The sequence below is a fragment of the Stieleria sp. genome, assembly GCF_041595215.1.
In the GTDB taxonomy this organism is placed as follows: Bacteria; Planctomycetota; Planctomycetia; order Pirellulales; family Pirellulaceae; genus Stieleria; species Stieleria magnilauensis.
Genome location: NZ_JBFHKV010000835.1, coordinates 1 through 3,929 on the forward strand (window position 1 = coordinate 1; position 3,929 = coordinate 3,929).

The 3,929-nt window shown below is 59.9% G+C and carries 3 protein-coding genes; 1 reads left to right on the forward strand and 2 read right to left on the reverse strand.

Annotated features, from left to right (window positions below):
* Positions 1 to 229: 229 nt before the first annotated feature.
* Complete coding sequence (locus tag ABX749_RS24935) at positions 230 to 1,060, forward strand: TrkA C-terminal domain-containing protein (protein WP_145214240.1); 831 nt, start codon at positions 230 to 232, stop codon at positions 1,058 to 1,060.
* 23 nt (positions 1,061 to 1,083) lie between these two features.
* On the opposite strand, the gene ABX749_RS24940 is transcribed toward ABX749_RS24935, so the two are convergent.
* Positions 1,084 to 2,559 (reverse strand): DUF1501 domain-containing protein, encoded by a 1,476-nt coding sequence (locus ABX749_RS24940; protein WP_372898379.1) that lies wholly within the window; start codon positions 2,557 to 2,559, stop codon positions 1,084 to 1,086.
* A partial coding sequence (locus ABX749_RS24945; protein ID WP_372898380.1) for a DUF1553 domain-containing protein occupies positions 2,556 to 3,929 on the reverse strand: 1,374 nt, incomplete at its 5' end. The genes ABX749_RS24945 and ABX749_RS24940, both read right to left, overlap by 4 nt.

Here is a 3,929-nt window from a genome sequence, read left to right on the forward strand (position 1 = left end):
GACGAGTCCCCCACCCAGTTTTCAGGTAGTGGACGAGGCGACGAGTCCCCCACCCAGTTTCCCAGTAGTGGACGAGGCGACGAGTCCCCCACCCAATTTCCCAGTATCGGACAAGGCGACGAGTCCTCCACAGTCGGCAGATCGGCGAGGACGCGTCGCCTCGTCCACGACCGCCGACCCGAAACGCAAGGCGACCATTGACTTCCATTCGATCGGCCGGAGACTTCTTTTGATCGGTGTAATTTCACTATTGGTGACGCTCACGCTGTCGATGATCGTCACGCGGGTGGCCGCGATGGCGTTGATGTTCACCGGGCTGTCGCGCGAAGCGGCGAAATTCCAAGCCCGATCAGCGTTCACCGGGTCCGGATTCACCACCCAGGAATCGGAAATGGTGGTCACCCATCCCGTGCGGCGGCAGATCGTGATGCTGTTGATGCTGCTGGGCAATGTCGGGATTGCCACCGTCGCCGCGACCGTGATGGTGTCGGTGATGAGCACGTCGAACTCCACCTGGCAAACCCAGGTCCTGTTGTTCTCGATCCTGATCGGCGGCATCACGTTCCTGTGGATCTTTTTTTCCAGTCGTTGGGTCGAACGACACATGAACCGCGTCATCGCCTGGCTGCTGAAAACGTTCACGGACCTGGACGTTCGCGATTACGTCAGCCTGCTGGAACTCTCACGCGGCTACGCGGTGACTGAAATGTTGGTCGAGCCGCGCGACTGGATGGCCGGTAAATCGCTCGCGTCGCTACGGCTGAGCGACGAAGGGATTCTGGTGCTGAGCATTCGCCGCGAGGGCGGTATTTTTCAAGGCACGCCGCGGGGCGACGACCTCGTCCAACCCGGCGATGTGCTGATCCTCTACGGTGATCTGGACGACGTCGAACGACTGGATAAACGCCGCGCCGGATTCAAGGGTGACCAGGAACACGCCATGTCGGTCGAACAGCAAGAGGAATTCGAAGCCGAACAGCGAGAATTGCTGCAAGCCCTCGAAGCCAAACAGGCGCTGGAGTCGGAGATTTTGGAAAAGGCCGAGAAGCTCGACGTCTAACCCATCGTCTCCCAGAGCAGGTCTCACGCCATGATGTCTTCAATCACGCGCGAGGGCTGGGTGACGTTTGACAATCGTTGCGGCAACCCTTGATGCATGTAGGTCAATCGCTTGTGGTCGATCCCCAGCAGATGCAGCAGCGTCGCGTGTAGGTCATGCGGCGAGACCTTGTTCTCGATGGCCTCGTAGCCGATCTCGTCCGTTTCGCCATACGAGATCCCGGGTTTGATTCCGCCGCCGGCCATCCACATCGTGAACGCACCGGGATTGTGATCGCGGCCGACAAATCGCATTTCGCGGCCGCCACGGTTTTCCCGCATCGGTGTGCGACCGAATTCGCCGCCCCAAACCACCAACGTGTCTTCGAGCAACCCGCGCTGACCGAGATCATTCAACAGTGCCGCGATCGGGCGATCGACCTCTTCGCATCGCGTCTTAAACCCGCCGTTGAGGGCTTCGCTTTCGGCCGCACCGTGTGAATCCCAACCCCAGTGAAACAGCTGGATGAAACGCACACCACGCTCGGCCAAGCGTCGGGCGAGCAAACAATTGTTGGCGAACGATTCCTTGCCCGGCTCGGTGCCGTACAGGGCGTGCGTGGCCTTGTCTTCCTGTCGCAAATCAAACGCTTCGGTCGCATGGGTTTGCATCCGAAACGCCATCTCGTATTGGGAGATTCGCGTCAACACTTCCGGATCACCGGTTTCGTTGAACGTTTGCTGATTGATCCTTCCGATCGCGTCCAAGGCGCGACGTCGTTGTTGCAGCGACACGCCTTCGGGGTTGGACAGATACAGCACCGGGTCACCCTTGGACCGACACTGAACTCCCTGGTAAACCGAGGGTAAAAAACCAGACCCCCAAACGCTCTTTCCGGCCGACGGCGTCTTGCCGCCTGAAACCAGCACGATGAAGCCCGGCAAGTTTTCGCTTTCGCTGCCTAGACCATACATGGTCCACGCACCGAACGACGCACTGCCTAGATTCTGGTTTCCCGTGTGCAGCAGCAATTGGGCCGGTCCATGATTGAACTGGCTGGTGTGCATCGATTTGACGAAACAAACCCGATCGACGACCGATTGAAATTCCGGCATGCGATCGGAGACCCAGGCACCGCTTTGGCCGCATTGTTGAAACGGATACTGCGGCCCCAGCATCTTTGGAACACCTTGGATGAAGGCGAAACGCTTGCCCTCTAAAAAACTGGCGGGACAATCCTGGCCATCAAGCTTTTGCAGTTCCGGCTTGTAATCGAACAATTCCAGTTGGCTGGGTGAACCGGCCATGTGCAGAAAAATGACCCGTTTGGCCCGTGGCGGAAAGTGCGGAATCGATTGCCCGGCATCGGCGGCGTCCGATTGCGTGCCGACCCGGTCGGCGGCGACCGATCGTTCGCCCAACCAGACCCCGGCGAGCCCCATCGAGCAGTTTCTTAGAAAATGCTTCCGCGTCTGCAGTCGTGCGAATTCTTCTTGAACCTGGTCGTGAATACTTTTCATTTCGTTACCGCTCGATCCAAATTCAGAATGGTGTTGGCGACGATCGCCAGGGCGTCGAGGGCGATCCCCTCGCGGGCGACGTCACCCGATGGGTCTTCCCGCAAATCGTGATACAGTTGCGTCAATTCATCGATTTCAAGTTGGCCGGGCGGCCGCTGTGTCACCGCCCAGTACATCCACTCGATCGCATCCGCAACGTCCGCGGCGTCATCCGCGGCGGACAGTTCGGTCGCGCGAGTTGCCAGTGCCCGCCCACATTCGACATAGACGGGATCGTTCAATGTGACCAGCGCTTGCAACGGTGTGTTGGTCGCGATCCGCCGAGCCGAGCACAGATCGCGGGTCGGCGCATCGAACATCAAGAAACTGGGGTAGGGACTGGTGCGTCGCCAATACGTGTAGAGCGCCCGTCGATACCGGTCGGCTCCTTCAGGCGTCTTCCACTGCGCGCCGCTGTAAACGGTTTGCCAAACACCATCGGGTTGCGGGGGCATGACCGACGGCCCACCGAGACGATTTTCCAACAGCCCCGCGACCGACAACGCTTGATCACGAATCATCTCCGCCGTCAACCGTGTTCGCGGACCGCGCGCCAACAACCGGTTGCGCGGGTCGTGCTCACGCAGCGATTCCGGCGCCGCACTGGTCTGACGATACACCGACGACAGCACGAGTTCTCGCAACAGTGGCTTCAGCTGCCAACGGTGTTGTTCACGTAGACGCAACGCGAGATGGTCCAACAATTCGCGATCCACCGGTTGTGTTCCACTGGATCCGAAATCTTCCAAGGTCTCGACCAAGCCGATCCCGAACAGCTGCGCCCAGATACGATTGACCCAGACGCGGGCGGCCAACGGGTTGTCGCGTGAAACGATCCAGCGGGCAAAGTCCAATCGGTTGCGAACCGTTTGCTCGGTGTCAAAAACGGTGGGGATTCCCGGCGGGATCTCTTCGCCACGATCGAGCCAATTGCCGCGGATGAATTGACGTGTCGCCCGGCCGACCGCGGCTTGGCGTTGCTGCATCACCGGCAGGTCCGCGCCACGCACTTTCGCGGCCGCTTGCTTCGCTTGCTGCAACGCTTCGGTCGCGTCGGCAAGTGCCTTCGATGCGATCAACTCCGTCCAAGCCGCTTCGTCGCAGACCTGCCAACGAAAATGGCGGATCGGCGTGGCCAGATTTCCGGCAACGCTGTTGGATTGCAGCATCTCCAGCCGTAGCACTGCACCGGGGCCGAACGCTTCGGGCACCAGACGATCGCGTAGCACAAAGACGGCCCAACGGGGACGATACAGTTTTGGATAACCGCCGACGCCGGCGGCGTCCTTGTCCAGACTCGATCGCGGATCTTCCGGACCGGTCAGTGCATC

Coding starts and splice junctions, on each gene's coding strand:
- ABX749_RS24940 (WP_372898379.1), bottom strand. CDS start 2,559: ATGAAAAGTATTCACGACCAGGTTCAAGAAGAATTCGCACGACTGCAG.